A 17,041-nucleotide genomic window follows, 5' to 3' on the forward strand; every position below is an offset into this window, starting at 1 on the left:
CAAATTACTATTTTTCACAAATATAAAAAATAGCATGTTTTATTTATATAGGTCGTATTTAATAGAGTATTTTTTTATATAATAATCTAAATATTTAGAGTTTTTTATATCAGTCTTATTTTAAATAAAAAAGAATAATAAAAAATTTCTAAAAAGTTTTGGTATTTATTAAATTATTTCTAAATTTGACCATAGGTAGTAGAGAGTAAGATTGATTTTTTTTAATGTTAAATTTATACTTACTAGTGTAAGTTTTTTTTAAAATCAATTGGGTTTAAGCTGAGGAGCTTAAACCCGTTTTTTTTTTATACAACTTTCTTATCTTTGAGCAAAGATATCTACAAAATGGCTCGTATAAAATTAGATTTTTTAGACAAATTTTTATTTTCAACAATAATACCAGTACGCATAACTGATCTCAATTATGGAAATCATTTGGCAAACGATAAAGTATTGTCCATTATACATGAATCGCGAATTCAGTTTTTTCAACATTATGGCTATTCGGAATTAGATTTTGGAGGTGTAAGCGTGATTATGGGTGATGTTGCGATTGAGTATAAAAATCAAGCTTTTTATGGCGATGAATTGTTGATTGAGATTGGTGTGCAAGATTTTTCGCGTGTTAGTTTTGATGTAATCTATAAAATTTCTACAAAAGATAAATTAATTGCAAAAGCGAAAACAGGAATTGTGACCTTCGATTATCAGCAAAATAAAGTGGTTGAGGTTCCTCAAAAGATAAAAGATCTTTTTGAAGTTGTATAATCTTATAAATTAATTACGCTAATCATTTAAGTCTTTGTAAATTTGCACCGAGTTATGAAGATTTTACCATATAAAAATTTATTTGTCGGAATTACCGACACATTGCAACAAATTTTCTTCGAAGGAAAATATGCAGATAAAGAAGTTGAGCGAACATTGAAATCGAATAAGCAATGGGGAGCGCGCGATCGTGCTTTTATTGCCGAAACGGTTTACGATTTAGTTCGTTGGAAACGTTTGGTTGAAGGGGCAATGAGCCGTCCGCTTTCTCCTGATACAATTTGGGAGTTTGTTGGAACTTGGTTTGCTTTAGATCCAGAGCAAACGTTACCAAAATGGGAAGAATTTCAAAAAATCTATCCAAAAGAAGTCTTGAAAAGACATCACAATTCGTCTAAAAATATTGCGGTTGCAGAATCGTATCCAGATTGGATGTTCGAGTTAGGAGAGAAGTCGTTGGGAAATCGTTGGTTAGATGAAGTGCATGCAATGAACTCGCAAGCACCAACAGTTTTACGTGTGAATTCCTTGAAAACAGACCGTAAAACATTACAAAAAGCGTTGAAGGAGCGTAGAATAAAAACGAAAGTTTTATCGAAATATCAAGATGCTTTAGAGCTAGAAGAGAAAACAAATATTTTCCGTACAGATGAATTTCAGAATGGTTGGTTCGAAGTTCAAGATGCAGGATCGCAATTGATTGCGCCGTATTTACGTGTTCAACCAGGAATGCGTGTGGTAGATGCTTGTGCTGGTGCCGGAGGAAAAACATTGCATTTAGCTGCTTTGATGGAAAACAAAGGGCAAATTATTGCAATGGATTTGTACGATTGGAAATTGAAAGAATTGAAACGCCGTGCAAAACGTAACAATGTTCAGAATGTACAAACAAAGGTGATTGAAGCAAAAACAATCAAGCGTATGGAGAATTCTGCTGATCGCTTATTGATTGATGCACCTTGTTCTGGAATGGGAGTTTTGAAACGTAATCCTGATGCAAAATGGAAATTAAGACCAGAATTTATTGACGAAATATTAGCAACACAAGAAAAAATATTAGCTGATTATTCTAAAATCATTAAAGTTGGAGGAATGATGGTTTATTCAACTTGTTCTATTTTACCACAAGAAAATGAGCAGCAAGTAGAAAAATTCTTGAAGAATAATCCAAATTATAAAATGGTTTCAGATAAAATGCATTATCCATCTCAAACTAATTATGATGGATTCTACATGGCTTTGATTGAAAGAATTTCTTAAGCTGTTAATTATTATAAGATACAAAAGACTAAGTGAAAGCTTGGTCTTTTTTTGTTACAATAATTATTTTATCTTAAATCTAACTCGTCTATTCTCAAAATTTTTCCAATCAATACAATTTGCAGCAGGATTACATTCTTTGTGTTTCAAGTCTGAAAAGCCTTTAGCGGAAATTGAAAATCGATTTTTATTTAGACCTTTTTCTACCAAATAATTCAACACAGCGTTTGCTCTTCGTTGTGATAAATCTATATTGTAAGATTCTGTTCCAACCGCATCTGTATGACCTTCGATAACAAAATGATGTGATGGATTTCGTTTCATAATTGCAACAACTTCATCCAATTTTGGATAATCAATAGCTCTGATTTCAGCTTTATCAAAATCAAATTCGACGGTTTCCATTAAATAATTTGAATAATCTTGAACATAATTTCCAATCTTTTTATCACTCAAATTATTTTCAGGACAGCCATTTCCAAAACGATTTCCTTTTATATACGGACATTCATCTTCGATATCCATCACGCCATCGCCATCTGTATCATAATCATTGTTGTAATTTTCTATATTTCCTTTCTGGATCAATAAATTATAAGGTGTTGAAATATTGAATTCAGTTCCAATTTTCTCAATTTCTTTTCGATATCGTCCATCTTTTTTGCACATTTCACCGCAACGTTCCTCATCTTTTAAGAGATAATCAATTTTTTGTTTTGCCCAATAAAACTTAATTGCTTCGGTAAATTCACTTGGATTTGGTTGTTTGATTTCAAAATTTTGAGTGAAATTTTGGTTCGATTGATTACCAATAATTTCTATTTTTTTTGGATAACGACGATTACAATCGCGTGAAACAAAATTGACAGAATTTTGAGCTAAATACGTATTGAAATTCTTCGGAAGCGTTTCGTTGAGGTTGATTTGGGATGATTGAACTTTAAGATGATAAATAGAAGAATTCAAAACAGCTTGCTGAAATTGTGTTATTTTCTGATTCAATTCTCTTGGTTCATTGACCGTAATCGGAAGCGTTCCTGTTGCCAAACTAATAAAATTCATCGCATGATAATCCAATTCTTTTCCAATTCCTAATGTTATAAATTGTGTGTCTTTTGCATAATTTCGGAGTGAATTGTAAACCGTTTCATTCAAATTTATCGCTCCATCAGAAATAATTGCAATGATTCGTTTATAATTTTTATCAAAAGGATTTTTCTGAATTTGCTCTATTGCTTCATCCAATAATTTTTCGCCAGTTCCACTCAAAGAATTAATTTTTTCTAAAGCTAAATTGATGTTTTCTTTCGTTGGAAATTGAGAAGAATTAAAAATTAATTCATTTTTCGTAGAATAAACCAACACATTAAATTTATCTGTTTCGTTTAGATTTGGAAGAAGTTGATTCATCAATTTTTTGGAAGTTTCAATTGGTTGATTCATCATAGAACCAGAAGCATCCAAAACGAACAAAAATTCTCGTGGAGCATTATATTTAGAAGGATTATTTGCAGGTTCAATTGTTCCTAAAAAATAATCGCAACCATTTTCAGTAAACGTTTCAATTCCGGTTTGTAGTTCATTTTTTGTATAAGCATATTGAAGAGTTGGAATCTTTTTATCGGAATTTTTTGAAACATAATTTCGATCATCTTCCTTTGAAAATTTTAAATCAGAAACAATTTTTGAAATCGGAAAATTTCCCGAAAGATGAATATCTGAATTTATGTTTTTCGGAAAACCATTCAATTGATTGTTCCAACGATGAATTTGGGTAAAAGATTCTGTTCGTTTCACGATAAATTCTAAAAACGAAACTTGATAATTCAAATTATTTTCTTCAACAATTTTCGAAACTTTTAGCTGAATTTTTAGTGTAGCATGTGCAGGAATTTTTCCTAAATCTAATTGTAAAACTTGATTGTTTTGTTGATTTTTAAAAATAGTTGAAGTATCAATATTTTTTAACTCTTTTCGAATATCTACAATCGATTTGGATTGAATTTCGAAAATTTTATCATTTACAAAAGCTTTTAATTCGTACACATTTTGAGAAGCTTGATAAGGATAAATAAATTTAGCCGAAATATCTTCCGAAGAATTGTTCTGAAAAGTAAAATTATGACTCAAATTTCCCAATAAATGATGAAAATTGTAGTTGTTTTCGAGAGAAATTGCTTCTATTTTTTCAAAATCTTCCTCATTTTTAAGTTCCAAATACGGAAAAATTTGCTGTGCACAACAAAACGTATTCGGTAGCATAAAAAAGATGGAAAAAAATAAAGATTTAAGTATCATTCTTAAAAGATTATTCAATTTTTAGACTGATAGGTAAACTAAAATTATAGTCAATAACTTCTTGGTTTTGATTTTTAATTGGATTAAAAGTAATATTATATTTATCAAAATCATTTTTAATTTCTTGTAAAATATATAGTGAAAATTTTGCAAACTTTTCATTATTATAGTCAGAATAACCAAGGTTTTCTATTTTTCCTTCTTTTGAAATTATAAAAGTAATTCGAGTTTTTCCTTGAGGAACTCTATCAATGTGTTTTTTTATATATTTATTCATATAATTGCTATATAATTCACTCATTTTTTTAGTTGAGCAAATCATTCTCATCTGTTTATCTTTTGTTTTTTCGCAACCTAATAAACTTATAGGTTTATTTGAGTCGTCTTTTTGTTGTGGAAAAACTATAGAAGAATAAAGGAAAAATAAATAAAGTAATTTTAGTTTCATATTAGTATTATTTCTTATTTGAACTAAATTAGTTTAAAATAAATAGTTATTAAACTATTTTCAAAAAAGATTGGTTTAATAATTGCATCATTCAGATTTAACAAAAAAGTTAAGTAAATTTGCACTTTATTTTACATAAAAGATGAATTTTAATTTCACAGAAGTTGAAAGAGTAGAAAGTATTTCTGCAAAAGATTTTCAGAAATATTACGTTAAACCTCAAAAACCAGTTGTAGTAGAGCGAATTACAGAGGATTGGCCTGCGTACGAAAAGTGGAATTTTGAGTATATAAAACAAGTTGCAGGCAACAAGGTTGTCCCTTTATACAATAATGATCCGGTTGATTATACGAAGAAAGTAAATGAACCAGTAGCAAAGATGAAAATGTCTGAATATGTAGATTTGTTGCAAAGTGAGCCGACAGATTTGCGTATATTTTTGTACAATTTGATGAGTCAAGTTCCGCAATTGCAACAAGATTATAAAATGCCAGATTTGGGTTTGAATCTTTTCAAATCGATGCCAATGTTATTTTTTGGAGGTGAAGGATCGAATGTTTTTATGCATTATGATATCGATTTAGCGAATATTTTGCATTTCCATTTTGCAGGAAAAAAACGTTGTATTATTGTTCCGCCAAAGGATTCGAAATACATGTACAAAATTCCGCATTCGGTAATTTGTAGAGAAGATATTGATTTTGATAATCCTGATTTCGATAAATGGCCAGCGCTGAAAAATATAAATCCGATGGTTGCAGACCTAAAACACGGAGAAATGCTTTATATGCCAGAAGGTTGGTGGCATTATATGAAATATTTGACGCCAGGTTTTTCGATGAGTTTGCGTTCGTTGGCACATAAACCAAAAAATTTGTCCGAAGCGATTTATAACATATTTTTGATGCGTACATACGATAATGTGATGCGAAAAATAAAAGGTAAAACTTGGATTGAAGAAAAAAATGAGCGCGCAATTACACAAACAAATAAATTAATTGCGAAATAAAAATACAGTTTTTAGAAAATTTTTCTAAATGAAGGAATATCTTTCGAAAGATGTTCCTTTTTTTATTCTACTGTCCTAAAAACTTATAAATCAATAAATATTTGATTTTCATGTTTTAAAATTTCGATAGATATTTGCAGAATATTTTTCTGAATTTTTAGTAATATGATCATAAAAAAAGGAAATTTTTGGGCTTTATTGCCTTTAATCATTTTCATACTTGTCTATTTTTCGGCATCTATTTATCTGAACGATTTTTATTCTGTTCCAGCATTGGTTGTTTTCATGTTAGCATTAGTAATTGCATTTGTTCAATTCCCTAAGGTTTCATTTCATACGAAAGCCGAGGCTTTTTGTAAGAATGCGGGTGAAGAAACCATTATGTTGATGATTTTAATTTTTCTTCTCGCTGGAGCGTTTGGAAGTTTAGGATCTACAATTGGTGCTGTAGAATCAACAGTGAATTTATTTTTGAATTATCTTCCTTCTTCCTTTATTGTAGCAGGTTTCTTTTTGTTATCTTGTTTTATTGCGACGGCTTTGGGAACATCGGTTGGAACAATTGTAACTGTTGCGCCGATTGCAGTGCAAATGGATAAAATGATTCCAGGTTCTATGCCAATTTTGTTAGGAGCAGTAGTTGGTGGAGCGATGTTTGGCGATAATTTATCATTTATTTCTGATACAACAATTGCTGCAACACGTACGCAAGAAGTGAGCATGAAATCTAAATTTAAAACTAATTTTCGAATAGTAGTTCCAGCAGCTATTGTTTCGACGATTATATATTTTTCACTTTCTCAACATTTTGACACAACCAATTTTCAAGGAAAACAGTTAGATTTTGACTTGATTTTAATCTTACCTTATCTATTAGTTTTTGGACTAGCAATGTCTGGAATTAATGTGATTTGGGCTTTAATTGTAGGAATTCTTTCGTTTCTTGGAATTGGTTTGTTCTATTCTGGTGTTCCTTTACTAGACTTAGTTTCTTCTATTAATGAAGGTTTTAAAGGAATGTTTGAGTTGAGTATTATTTGTTTAATTATTGGTGGAATTGTTGGAATTATTCGTTTGAATGGTGGATTAGATTTTATCATTTATCATCTAACCAAAAATATTAAAACAAAACGTCAGGCTGAGATGAGTATTGCGTCGCTTACAGCTTTGGCGAATGCTTGTTTGGCAAATAACACGATTACAATTTTGATTTGTGGTAAAATTGCAAAAGATATTTCTGATCATCATGATTTAGAGGGAAAACGTGTGGCAAGTATTTTGGATACGGTTTCGTGTTTTGTACAAGGAATCTTACCTTATGGTGCGCAAGTTTTGGCAGCGGTTGCAGCTGCAAATACAATTTCAAGTGCAACAAAGGTTTCTTCGGTTGATGTGTTATCTAACTTATATTATCCATTTTTAACTGGAATTTGTACGCTTATTTTTATCTTATTTTTTCAGCCAAAATCATTCAAAAAATAGATTGATGTAGGATAATCATTCGTCGAATATTATTTTATAACTTTGTAGACTGAAATTTTTTAAGATGAAAAGAGTTGTCGTAGGACTTTCTGGAGGAGTAGATTCAAGTGTTACAGCCTATTTGCTAAAAGAGCAAGGCTATGATGTGATCGGATTATTTATGCGTAATTGGAACGATGCATCGGTAACGTTGGAAGATGAATGCCCATGGATAGAAGATAGTGCAGACGCTTTGTTGGTAGCTAAAAAATTAGATATTCCTTTTCAGGTAATTGATATGTCTGATTCGTACAAAGAACGTATTGTAGATTATATGTTCAATGAATACGAGCAAGGAAGAACACCAAATCCTGATGTGTTATGTAACCGAGAAATTAAGTTCGATTTGTTTTTGAAAACAGCTTTAGAACTTGGTGCAGATTATGTAGCAACAGGGCATTATGCACGAAAAACTTCTACAATTGATGAAAATGGAAAAGAGATTTTTCAATTGTTAAAAGGTAACGATAACAATAAAGATCAATCGTATTTCTTGTGTCAATTGTCGCAAGATCAATTAAGCAAAGCATTATTCCCAATTGGAGATATAGAAAAACCAGAAGTAAGAAGAATTGCGCAAGAGCAAGGCTTGGTTACAGCGAATAAGAAAGATTCGCAAGGTTTATGTTTTATTGGAAAAGTTAGTTTACCTGAATTTTTGCAACAACAATTAAAACCAAAAGAAGGTGTAATTGTAGAAATAGCCAAATATTGGAACGGATATAAAAGAGAAATTCCAACTTTTGAAAATAAATATGAAGCATTAGATTTCGAAGCAAAAGGTTTCTCATACAAACAAGAAGACGGAGATATTGTAGGTAAACATCAAGGCGCACATTATTTCACTCGCGGTCAACGAAAAGGATTGGGAGTTGGAGGAAAAGTAGAACCTTTGTTTATTATTGATACAGATGTAGAGACTAATGTTATTTACACAGGTCAAGGCGCTGATCATTCAGGTTTATTGAAGAAAGCATTGTTTATAAAAGAAGAGGAAGTACATTGGGTTCGCGAAGATTTAACTTTGAAAACCGACGAAACAATGGAAGTGATGGCGCGTATTCGTTACCGCCAACCTTTGCAAAGAGCAATTTTACACAAAGCTGAAAACGGAATGTATGTTGAATTTGAAAACCCTCAATCTGCAATTACAGAAGGTCAATTCTGTGCTTGGTATGTTGAAGACGAACTTTTAGGCTCTGGTGTAATTAATAATTAAAAAATATAAACATCATTATTATATTGAACGCTCAAGATTTTCTTGAGCGTTTTATGTTAATATCATTTATTAAAAAAAAATCCTTTTACTTTTTGTTGCTTTGGTAAACCATCTTGAAATCTCATCTAAGCATGTGTTCCATCACAAAAAGACTAATTAAAAGATTGTCCACAACGGCAAAGATAAGTTGTATCTTTTGCTTCAAATTTTTCTCCTTCTTGGTAATTGACAGAAATTCCTTGCTGATTTGGAATGATAAACTGCTGAACAATTTTAGGCTTTCCGTGCAAGATATAAGGTCCATTTTCTGTGATTTCTATATAGATACCATCTGTATTTTGACTTGTTCCTATTTGAATATTTAACTTGTTTTGATCATCCATAATTGTAGATTTAGACTGATATTTACTACAATTTAAAAACTATTTTGGTTAGAATGAGTTTAAATTTTGTGCAGTAATTGATTATAATTTAATAGATAAACGTTGTTGTTTTTACATAGGATTTAGAATGTTTTGATTACTTTTATTTGAAAATAATGATTATGCCAACAATTCAACTCAAACATACAGAAATTAAACATCACAATGCTTTGTTATATCATTTACCAGAAGATCAAATTTCTTTTACAGCCTTACCTAGCGAGACTTTTGAGCGTTTGAAATTACGCACAGATGGACATGCAAAACCAATTACAATTTTGTTAGATGATGAACCAATTGGTTTTTTTGTGTTAGACTATGGTGACGATAAATTGGAGATGACGAATAATACGAATTCGTTGTTGTTGCGTTCTTTATCAATAAACCCTGAGTTTCAAGGAAAAGGTTACGGAAAAATTTCGATGAGTTTGATGGATGATTTTGTAAAAGATAATTTTCCTACAATTGATGAATTGGTTTTAGCGGTTAATTTCAAAAATAAATCAGCATATGATTTGTATCTAAAAGTTGGTTATATAGATGATGGTTCTCAACGAGAATGGTTCAATGGAATGCAACATTTATTGAGAAAGAAAATTTAATTGTTAAACTTTATCCTTTTCCAAGCGACAACTTGCACACCTTCTGAATAATGCATTAAATCTGGTCTCGAATCGATGAAAAATAAACACCAGATTTTCCATTTTTTGTGAGATACGTTCTCAAATTAATTTCGTCAAAATCAGAAGTAGGAGAGAGTGCAGGCAAAAAGCGAGGTCGAATTTTTTTCATCGTAAACGCGACAAGCGAAACCCAAGCAGAATCATTTATTTCATCAATTTCTAAATCTTTTGGAACTAATTCTCTCAAAATTTCTTTGTCAATTCTGTAATGAAAAAATAACGCTCTGTTCCATTCTTGATAATATTTCCATCGTTTTGTTGGGTCATTTCAACCACGATGATTTTTTTTCGGTTAGAATTTGTTTGATCGTATATTTCACTTAAAACCTTGTTAAACTTATGGTTGAAGGTGCAAAATCTATTGCGAAATAAAGAAAATTGTAGTTACTTCGCATACCAATTTTTATCATATGAAAAACTTGTTTTATATCTTCGTGATTAGTTTTTTAACGTCATGTGCAGCAATACATAATGTGCCAACTTCTCAGAATCCAAATAATTTTATTCAACCGAATACAACAAGTTCTTTTGTGGATCAAAACGGAAATTTTTACCCAGATAATTGGTTGAAATCGTATGGTAAACCTCCTAGAAATGCAAGTCGTAGAGATTATTCGTTGATGAAAATTGCGACTGAAAACAACTTTCAAAATCAATTAACTTCTTATGAAAGTTTGCGTTTAAAAAATATCGAAAAAAGAGTTAAAAATAAGAAACGTGTCATCATTTTTGTGCATGGAATTGATAATGATTATTTGTTTAGCCTGAAAAATTACAATAAAGCCAAAACTTATATGAATATTAATTCTTCGAATGATGAGGTGATTAATTTTTATTGGGATGGATTGGTGAACGAGAGTCTTTTTGGTACTGCAAAAGTTTGGGTAAGTGCAACGACAAATAGCCAAATGGCGGGTGTTTTCGGGCTTCGTAGAATTTTGAATGTCATTCATAACAAAGACGTTTATTTGATTTCGCATAGTCGTGGCGCATCGGTTGTTTTGAGCTCGTTGGTGAATCCTTCGTTGCGTGAAAGTGAGATAAAACGTGCTGAAACTGCGCATCATGTCGATTTTACGAATGCAGAAACTTTGTTAGAAAATAATAATAAAATTTACAGCATTATGTTGGCACCTGCGATTGGAAAAGTTGATTTCACATTGGATAATAATCAATTAAAAACCTTTACACCTCAGTTAAAACGCATGCATATCACGATAAATAATACGGATTATGTATTAGGGAAAGGAAAGATTGGGGTTTTATCTCGAAGTTTGATTGCGACAGATTTTGGTTACAAAAAAGATTTATATGATGAGCTTTCTAAAAATTATACATTCTTAGAAGAAACAGATTTTTCTGGACAAGATTCGCACGAATTTAGAGAATATATCACTAATTCGAAGTTTGTTACTATTCTGAAAGAATTCAAGTTGGCGAAATAAAGCGAAATGCGAACTTCGAATCTCGAAATGCGAGATTCGAAAATCATTTCTTAAATTCAATCACTTCCAAATTTTCAATTTTTCCTTTATTCAACTCAAACCGTAACATTGTACGAACTTTCTGAAAACCGTGTTTACCAACTGCGCCAGGGTTCATGTGAATTAACCCTAATTGTTTATCAGGCATTACTTTTAGAATGTGTGAATGTCCACAAATAAATAATTTTGGAGGATTTTCTGTGATTTCTTTTCGTATTGTAGGATTATATTTTCCTGGATAACCGCCAATATGTGTAATCCAAACATCAACACCTTCTAACGTAAATCTGTTGTTGAGCGGAAATTCTGCGCGAGCTTTATTATCATCAATATTTCCATAAACAGCACGCAAAGGTTTTATTTCAGCCAATTTATCGGTTACAGAAATATCGCCAATATCGCCAGCATGCCAAATTTCGTCTGCTTGTTGCGCATATTCCAAAATTCTATCGTCGATATAAGAATGCGTGTCCGAAAGTAAAAGAATTTTCTTCAAAAGGTTGTATTTTTGTTGCTCAAATTTACAACAATTGCGATATTTTTTAGAATTAGCATACAACGGAAAAAATTATTTTGGTTATCAAATTCAACCCAATCAAATTTCGGTTCAAGAAGTTATTGAAGATAGATTGTCTAAAATCTTAAGAAAAGAAATTTCGATTGTCGGAGCAGGGCGTACAGATTCTGGTGTTCATGCGAAAAAGATGTTTATTCATTTTGATTATGAAGAAGAATTATCGGTTGATATAATCAAAAAGTTAAATTCTTTTTTACCAAAGGATATAGCTGCTTATCGTTTATTTTTGATGGATGATGAAGCGCATGCTCGTTTTGATGCAACTTCGCGTTCTTACAATTATTTTATTTCACCTTTCAAAGATCCTTTCGCGTTTGATAGTGCTTGGATTTTTAACCGAGAATTGGATATTGAAAAAATGAATGAAGCAGCAAAATTGTTAATTAAGCAAGGAGATTTCGGAAGTTTTGCTAAATTACATACCGATGTGAAAACAAATATTTGCGATGTAAGGGAGGCATTTTGGCGCAAAAATGAAAACGGACAATTGGTTTTTCAAATCACTGCTGATCGTTTTTTGCGAAATATGGTGCGCGCAATTGTTGGAACATTGGTTGAGGTTGGATTAGGAAAAATTTCTATCCAAGATTTTGAAGAAATTATTGAACAAAAACAACGTTCTTCGGCAGGAGCTTCGGCGCCAGCGCAGGGTTTGTATTTGGTAGATGTTCAATATCCAAAAGAATTATTTAAAAATGAGTTCAAATAACGAGAATACATCGTTTGATTTTAATGGATTAAAACGTGTTTTGCAAATCGGAGCACAAAGCAAAGTGATGTTTTGGTCGGTGGTTTTTGTAGCGGTTTTTAGTGCGTGTTTTTCTGTTTATCGTCCGTATTTAACGGGAAATATCATCGACGATTATATTCAGACAAAAGATTTACCAGGGCTTCAAATGCAAATCGTGAAACTATCTTTGGTGTTAGTTTTCGAAGGAATTTTGTCTTTTTTTATGGTTTATTTAGCGAATGTTGTTGCACAACGAGTTATCCGTTTGTTACGCGTTCGTTTGTATAATCATTTGATCAAATTCAAGCTTGGTTACTTCGATAAAACGCCAAATGGAGTTTTGGTAACGCGTTCAGTTTCTGATATTGAAACGATTGCTGAGGTTTTCAATGACGGAATTTTAGTGATGTTGGGCGATGTACTAAAAATCATTTTCATCGTTGTTGTGATGTATTGGATGAACTGGGTTTTAGCAACGGTTGTGATTGTGATTCTTCCATTGATGATGATTATTACACGATTATTTCAAAAAGCATTGAAAAATGTTTACCAAGAAGAACGTACAATTGTAGCGAAGCTGAATACGTTTGTGCAAGAACGATTAACAGGAATGAATATTATTCAGGTTTTTAATCGTCAGCAAGCAGAATACAATAAATTCGTTTCGATTAATAATGATCTAAAGAAAAATTATCTAAAAACAGTTTTCTATTTTTCATTAATGTTTCCTGTTGTCGATATTATTTCGGCTTTAGCAACAGGAAGTTTGATTTGGTTTGGAGGTCTTAGAACTGCTGTTTATGGAGATGTTTCTGTCGGAGATTTGATTGCTTTTACACAATATGTTACGTTGTTAACTGCGCCAATGCGTGCAATTGCAGAACGTTTCAATACCATTCAGCGTGGTTTGGTAGGAGCAGATCGTGTGTTCAAAATTATTGATGATGATCAAACGTTGCCAGATAATGGAACAATAAAATTGGATCATGTAAAAGGTAAAATCGATTTTGAAAATGTGAAGTTTTCTTATGTTCCGAATAATTTAGTATTGAAAGGAATTTCTTTTTCGACAAAACCAGGAGAAAAAATTGCAATTGTAGGTGCGACAGGAGCAGGAAAATCCACAATTATTAATTTATTGAGTCGTTTTTATGACATCGATTCTGGAACAATTAAAATAGATGATGTGAATATTCATGATATGGAATTGAAGAATTTACGTCAACACGTTGCGGTTGTTTTGCAGGATGTTTTCTTGTTTAATACAACGATTTACGACAATATTGTTTTAGGAAATAAAGATATTTCGTTGGAAGAAGTACAAAATGCTGCGAAAATTATTGGAATTGATAATTTTATCATGTCACTACCAAAAGGCTATTACAGTGAGGTAAGCGAGCGTGGTTCGACACTTTCTGTAGGTCAACGTCAATTGATTTCGTTTTTGAGAGCATATATTTATAATCCAGAGATTTTGGTGTTGGATGAGGCAACTTCTTCTATTGATACAGAGTCGGAAGAATTGATACAAAAAGCAACGGATAAACTAACACAAGGTAGAACTTCTATCATTATTGCACATCGTTTGGCGACGATTCAAAATGCAGATAAAATTATTGTGATGGATAGTGGAATGATTGTTGAGCAAGGTACACATAGTGAATTGTTGGCTCAGAAAGGTTATTACGCCAATTTATATGAAGTCCAATTCTCGAAAGAAAATTAAAAATTTAACAGAAATAAATCGTTAGATTTGTTTAAATTGTACAATCAAAAATATTAACTATAAAACTCTAATTTAAAATGAAAAAGTTATTTTTAGCTGCTGCAGTATTAAGTGTAGTTTCTTTATCTTCTTGTAAATCTGAAAAAGAAAAAGTAGATGCAAAAGTAGAAAATACACAAGAAAATGTTGCAAATACAGTGGAAGAACAAGTAGAAGCTGGAAAAGAGACAATGGATAAAGTTGCTGAAGTAGCAAAAGATTTACCGACTTTCTCTGATCCAAAAATTACTGAATTTGTTGGGAAATACAACAAATGGGCTGCTGATATGAAATTAGCTGCAACTGCTGGTGATGCAAATAAATTAGCTGAATTGACAAAACAATCAGTAGATTTCCAAAAAGAATTACAAGGTTTTACTCAAACTTTGAAACCAGAAGACGCAAAAAAATTACAAGATTGGACAGCTGAAATTCAGAAACAATTAAACAAATAATTAAATTTATATTTAATGATAAGCTCGAATTTATTCGGGCTTTTTTTATGGATTAAATTATGATTTAAGATATAGATTGATAATATAATAATGTATATCTTTATCACAAAAATTTATAGATATCAATTTTTATATATGACATTAGTACAATTACAATATGTGCTGGCAGTGGCTGAGCATAAGAACTTTACAATTGCTGCTGATAAATCCTTTGTAACTCAACCAACATTGAGTATGCAGATTCAGAAATTGGAAAAAGAATTGAATATTGATATTTTCGATAGAACATCGCATCCAATCAAAATCACTCAAATTGGAGAGAAAATTGTTGCGCAAGCAAAAACAATTTTAATGGAAGCTAACCGAATGAAACACTTGGTAAACGAAGAAAAAGGTTTGTTAGAAGGTGATTTCATTATTGGTGTTATTCCTACTGTTTTACCTTCTTTGGTACCATTATTTTATAAAACATTTCAGAAAAATAATCCGAAATCGAATCTTATTATCAAAGAATTGCAAACGGATAAAATTATAAAAGGAATAAAAGATGGTTCGTTGGATTTTGGTATTGTGGTTTCGCCACTTTTCGAGGATCAAATTATCGAAAAACCTCTTTATTATGAACCATTGGTGGCTTATGTGCCAAACGGGCATCGCTTATCTGACAAAGATAAAATCAATGAAGATGATCTAAACACTTCTGATTTATTAATCTTGCAAGAAGGACATTGTTTCAGAAATAATGTGTTGGCTTTATGTGATACTTCAAATCTAAAAAATCGTCCGATTAAGTTAGATTCAGGAAGTTTTGAAGCTTTAGTTAAATTAGCAAACGATGGATACGGAATGACTTTGTTGCCTGCTTTGGTTGCAGATGATTTGCCACAAGAATATAAGAAATTTGTCAAAAACTTTGAGTCGCCAGTTCCAACGCGAGAAGTTTCGTTGATTTTTCATCAATCTCAATTAAGAGATTCTTTCGAAAAAGAGTTAATCAATACAATTCAAAGTATTTTGAGAGGAAAAATATTCTTAGAAAAAGATCAAAAATTAGATTCGAATATGGTTTCTTTACCAAAAAAATAAAAACAAAAAACGACTCAAAATTTAATTTTGAGTCGTTTTTTTTATGTCTTTTAATTTCCTTTATGGAACTATTGTAGTAAATAAATACGTGGCAAAAAGTGTTAATAAAACAATTCCTTGCTGAATATTTGTTCGACCAGAATTTAATGATAAATAAACAGTGAACAAGGATAATACTAATAAGATAGATGATTTTGCATCTATTCCTAATGTAACTTCCAATCCTGTGAAATAACAAACAATTGCTACTGCAGGAATTGTTAATCCAATTGAAGCTAATGCAGAACCTAAAGCCAAGTTAAGACTTGTTTGTAAACGGTCTTGTTTTGCTGCTTTATATGCAGCTAAACCTTCTGGTAATAAGATAACTCCGGCAATTATAATTCCCACCAATGATTTTGGAGCGCCTAAATCCATCACAATTGTTTCGATGGTTGGCGATAATTTTTTTGATAACAAAACAACTGCACACAAAGCAACTAATAATAAAACCAAACTCGAAATCGTTGTAAGTAAATTTGGTTTTTCGACATGCAATTCTGATGTTACATTATCTTTGCTACTTTGTGGTAAGAAATAATCACGGTGACGAATGGTTTGGACGGAAATAAATCCGCCATATAAAATCAACGAAATAATTGCTACAAAAATTAATTGACTTGTCGAAAATTCTCCTCCTTTTTCTGAAGTTAAAAAATTAGGTAAAACTAAGGTTAATATAGATATTGCAACTAAAGTAATTAAAGCAGTTGAAACACCTTGTTTGATAAAATTTTGTTCTCTATAACGTACACCTCCGGCTAATAAACACATTCCTATGATCCCGGTCAAAATAATCATGACAGCAGCAAAAACAGTATCTCTAGCGAGCATAGATGGTGTTCCTGTAGGTTCTGACATCATTAATGAGACAATAAGTGAAACTTCAATGACGGCAATGGCCAATGCTAAAATAATTGTTCCAAAAGGCTCTCCAACTTTGTGTGCAACAACTTCTGCGTGATGTACAGCAGCTAATACAGCAAAAATTAATATGGCTCCTAAAACACTTGAAAGCCATATTTGTTCTTTAAAATTATCGGCAAGTCCTAATGAAATTATGGCAAGAATTGGGCAAATAATTGTCCAATATGGTAATGCTAAATTGAATTTTTTTGAAATAAAATTGTCTACATGCATTCAATATATGGTTTTAGATTAAGTACAAAAATAATAAGTATTATTGATAATTAATATGTTTAATTATCATAAATAATAATAATTATAACATTTAATTATCATAAATAATAATAATTATAACATTTAATTATCATAAA

The 17,041-nt window shown here is 31.2% G+C and carries 17 protein-coding genes; 11 read left to right on the forward strand and 6 right to left on the reverse strand.

Annotated features, from left to right (window positions below; all coding sequences use genetic code 11):
- The first annotated feature begins 345 nt into the window (after window positions 1-345).
- The gene (locus N5E64_RS10570) at window positions 346-768 is read left to right on the forward strand and encodes a thioesterase family protein (protein WP_038333857.1); all 423 of its coding nucleotides are present in this window, start codon (window positions 346-348) and stop codon (window positions 766-768) included.
- A 54-nt stretch (window positions 769-822) separates the two neighbouring features.
- Entirely contained in the window at window positions 823-2,028 is a 1,206-nt protein-coding gene (locus N5E64_RS10575) for an RsmB/NOP family class I SAM-dependent RNA methyltransferase (protein ID WP_280037536.1), read from the forward strand.
- Window positions 2,029-2,091: 63 nt separating this feature from the next.
- Here N5E64_RS10575 and N5E64_RS10580 read toward each other — a convergent pair whose 3' ends face one another.
- Both N5E64_RS10580 and N5E64_RS10585 read right to left on the reverse strand, forming a co-directional pair.
- Entirely contained in the window at window positions 2,092-4,245 is a 2,154-nt protein-coding gene (locus N5E64_RS10580) for an OmpA family protein (protein ID WP_280037537.1), read from the reverse strand.
- A 91-nt stretch (window positions 4,246-4,336) separates the two neighbouring features.
- Complete coding sequence (locus tag N5E64_RS10585; RefSeq protein ID WP_280037539.1) at window positions 4,337-4,774, reverse strand: hypothetical protein; 438 nt, start codon at window positions 4,772-4,774, stop codon at window positions 4,337-4,339.
- A 142-nt stretch (window positions 4,775-4,916) separates the two neighbouring features.
- Here N5E64_RS10585 and N5E64_RS10590 point away from each other — a divergent pair, with 142 nt between their 5' ends.
- From N5E64_RS10590 to mnmA, 3 genes are all read left to right on the forward strand, one after another.
- Window positions 4,917-5,783: a cupin-like domain-containing protein gene (locus N5E64_RS10590; RefSeq protein ID WP_125350158.1), complete on the forward strand. Its 867-nt coding sequence runs from the start codon at window positions 4,917-4,919 to the stop codon at window positions 5,781-5,783.
- 165 nt (window positions 5,784-5,948) lie between these two features.
- A complete protein-coding gene (locus N5E64_RS10595) occupies window positions 5,949-7,265 on the forward strand; it encodes a Na+/H+ antiporter NhaC family protein (protein ID WP_219034557.1) in 1,317 nt (438 codons plus the stop codon).
- 64 nt (window positions 7,266-7,329) lie between these two features.
- Window positions 7,330-8,523: a tRNA 2-thiouridine(34) synthase MnmA gene (gene mnmA / locus N5E64_RS10600; protein ID WP_038333879.1), complete on the forward strand. Its 1,194-nt coding sequence runs from the start codon at window positions 7,330-7,332 to the stop codon at window positions 8,521-8,523.
- 152 nt (window positions 8,524-8,675) lie between these two features.
- On the opposite strand, the gene N5E64_RS10605 is transcribed toward mnmA, so the two are convergent.
- Entirely contained in the window at window positions 8,676-8,906 is a 231-nt protein-coding gene (locus N5E64_RS10605; RefSeq protein ID WP_280037543.1) for a CDGSH iron-sulfur domain-containing protein, read from the reverse strand.
- Between the two features lie 161 nt (window positions 8,907-9,067).
- On the opposite strand from N5E64_RS10605, the gene N5E64_RS10610 reads away from it, so the two are divergent.
- Entirely contained in the window at window positions 9,068-9,547 is a 480-nt protein-coding gene (locus N5E64_RS10610; RefSeq protein WP_219034554.1) for a GNAT family N-acetyltransferase, read from the forward strand.
- 55 nt (window positions 9,548-9,602) lie between these two features.
- Here N5E64_RS10610 and N5E64_RS10615 read toward each other — a convergent pair whose 3' ends face one another.
- Complete coding sequence (locus tag N5E64_RS10615) at window positions 9,603-9,815, reverse strand: DUF2071 domain-containing protein (RefSeq protein ID WP_280037545.1); 213 nt, start codon at window positions 9,813-9,815, stop codon at window positions 9,603-9,605.
- Between the two features lie 223 nt (window positions 9,816-10,038).
- On the opposite strand from N5E64_RS10615, the gene N5E64_RS10620 reads away from it, so the two are divergent.
- Window positions 10,039-11,073: an alpha/beta hydrolase gene (locus N5E64_RS10620; RefSeq protein ID WP_219034553.1), complete on the forward strand. Its 1,035-nt coding sequence runs from the start codon at window positions 10,039-10,041 to the stop codon at window positions 11,071-11,073.
- Window positions 11,074-11,116: 43 nt separating this feature from the next.
- Here N5E64_RS10620 and N5E64_RS10625 read toward each other — a convergent pair whose 3' ends face one another.
- A complete protein-coding gene (locus N5E64_RS10625; protein ID WP_125350164.1) occupies window positions 11,117-11,608 on the reverse strand; it encodes a metallophosphoesterase in 492 nt (163 codons plus the stop codon).
- Window positions 11,609-11,642: 34 nt separating this feature from the next.
- Here N5E64_RS10625 and truA point away from each other — a divergent pair, with 34 nt between their 5' ends.
- The 4 genes from truA (at window position 11,643) to N5E64_RS10645 (ending at window position 15,725) form a co-directional block, all read left to right on the forward strand.
- Window positions 11,643-12,398, forward strand: a complete 756-nt coding sequence (truA, locus tag N5E64_RS10630) for a tRNA pseudouridine(38-40) synthase TruA (RefSeq protein ID WP_125350165.1) — start codon at window positions 11,643-11,645, stop codon at window positions 12,396-12,398.
- Window positions 12,385-14,145 carry an ABC transporter ATP-binding protein gene (locus N5E64_RS10635; protein WP_280037548.1) on the forward strand — a complete coding sequence of 587 codons (1,761 nt, stop codon included), beginning with the start codon at window positions 12,385-12,387 and terminating at the stop codon, window positions 14,143-14,145. The genes truA and N5E64_RS10635 overlap by 14 nt, the downstream gene beginning before the upstream one ends.
- Window positions 14,146-14,222: 77 nt before the next feature.
- On the forward strand, window positions 14,223-14,639 hold the full coding sequence (locus N5E64_RS10640; protein ID WP_280037549.1) for a hypothetical protein: 417 nt from the start codon (window positions 14,223-14,225) through the stop codon (window positions 14,637-14,639).
- Between the two features lie 135 nt (window positions 14,640-14,774).
- Entirely contained in the window at window positions 14,775-15,725 is a 951-nt protein-coding gene (locus N5E64_RS10645; protein WP_038333906.1) for a LysR substrate-binding domain-containing protein, read from the forward strand.
- Between the two features lie 60 nt (window positions 15,726-15,785).
- Here the strand turns inward: N5E64_RS10645 and N5E64_RS10650 are convergent, their stop codons facing one another.
- On the reverse strand, window positions 15,786-16,904 hold the full coding sequence (locus N5E64_RS10650) for an ionic transporter y4hA (RefSeq protein WP_280037551.1): 1,119 nt from the start codon (window positions 16,902-16,904) through the stop codon (window positions 15,786-15,788).
- Between the last annotated feature and the right edge of the window lie 137 nt (window positions 16,905-17,041).

It is taken from the genome of Empedobacter sp. GD03739 (assembly GCF_029843245.1).
Taxonomy (GTDB): Bacteria; Bacteroidota; Bacteroidia; order Flavobacteriales; family Weeksellaceae; genus Empedobacter; species Empedobacter falsenii_B.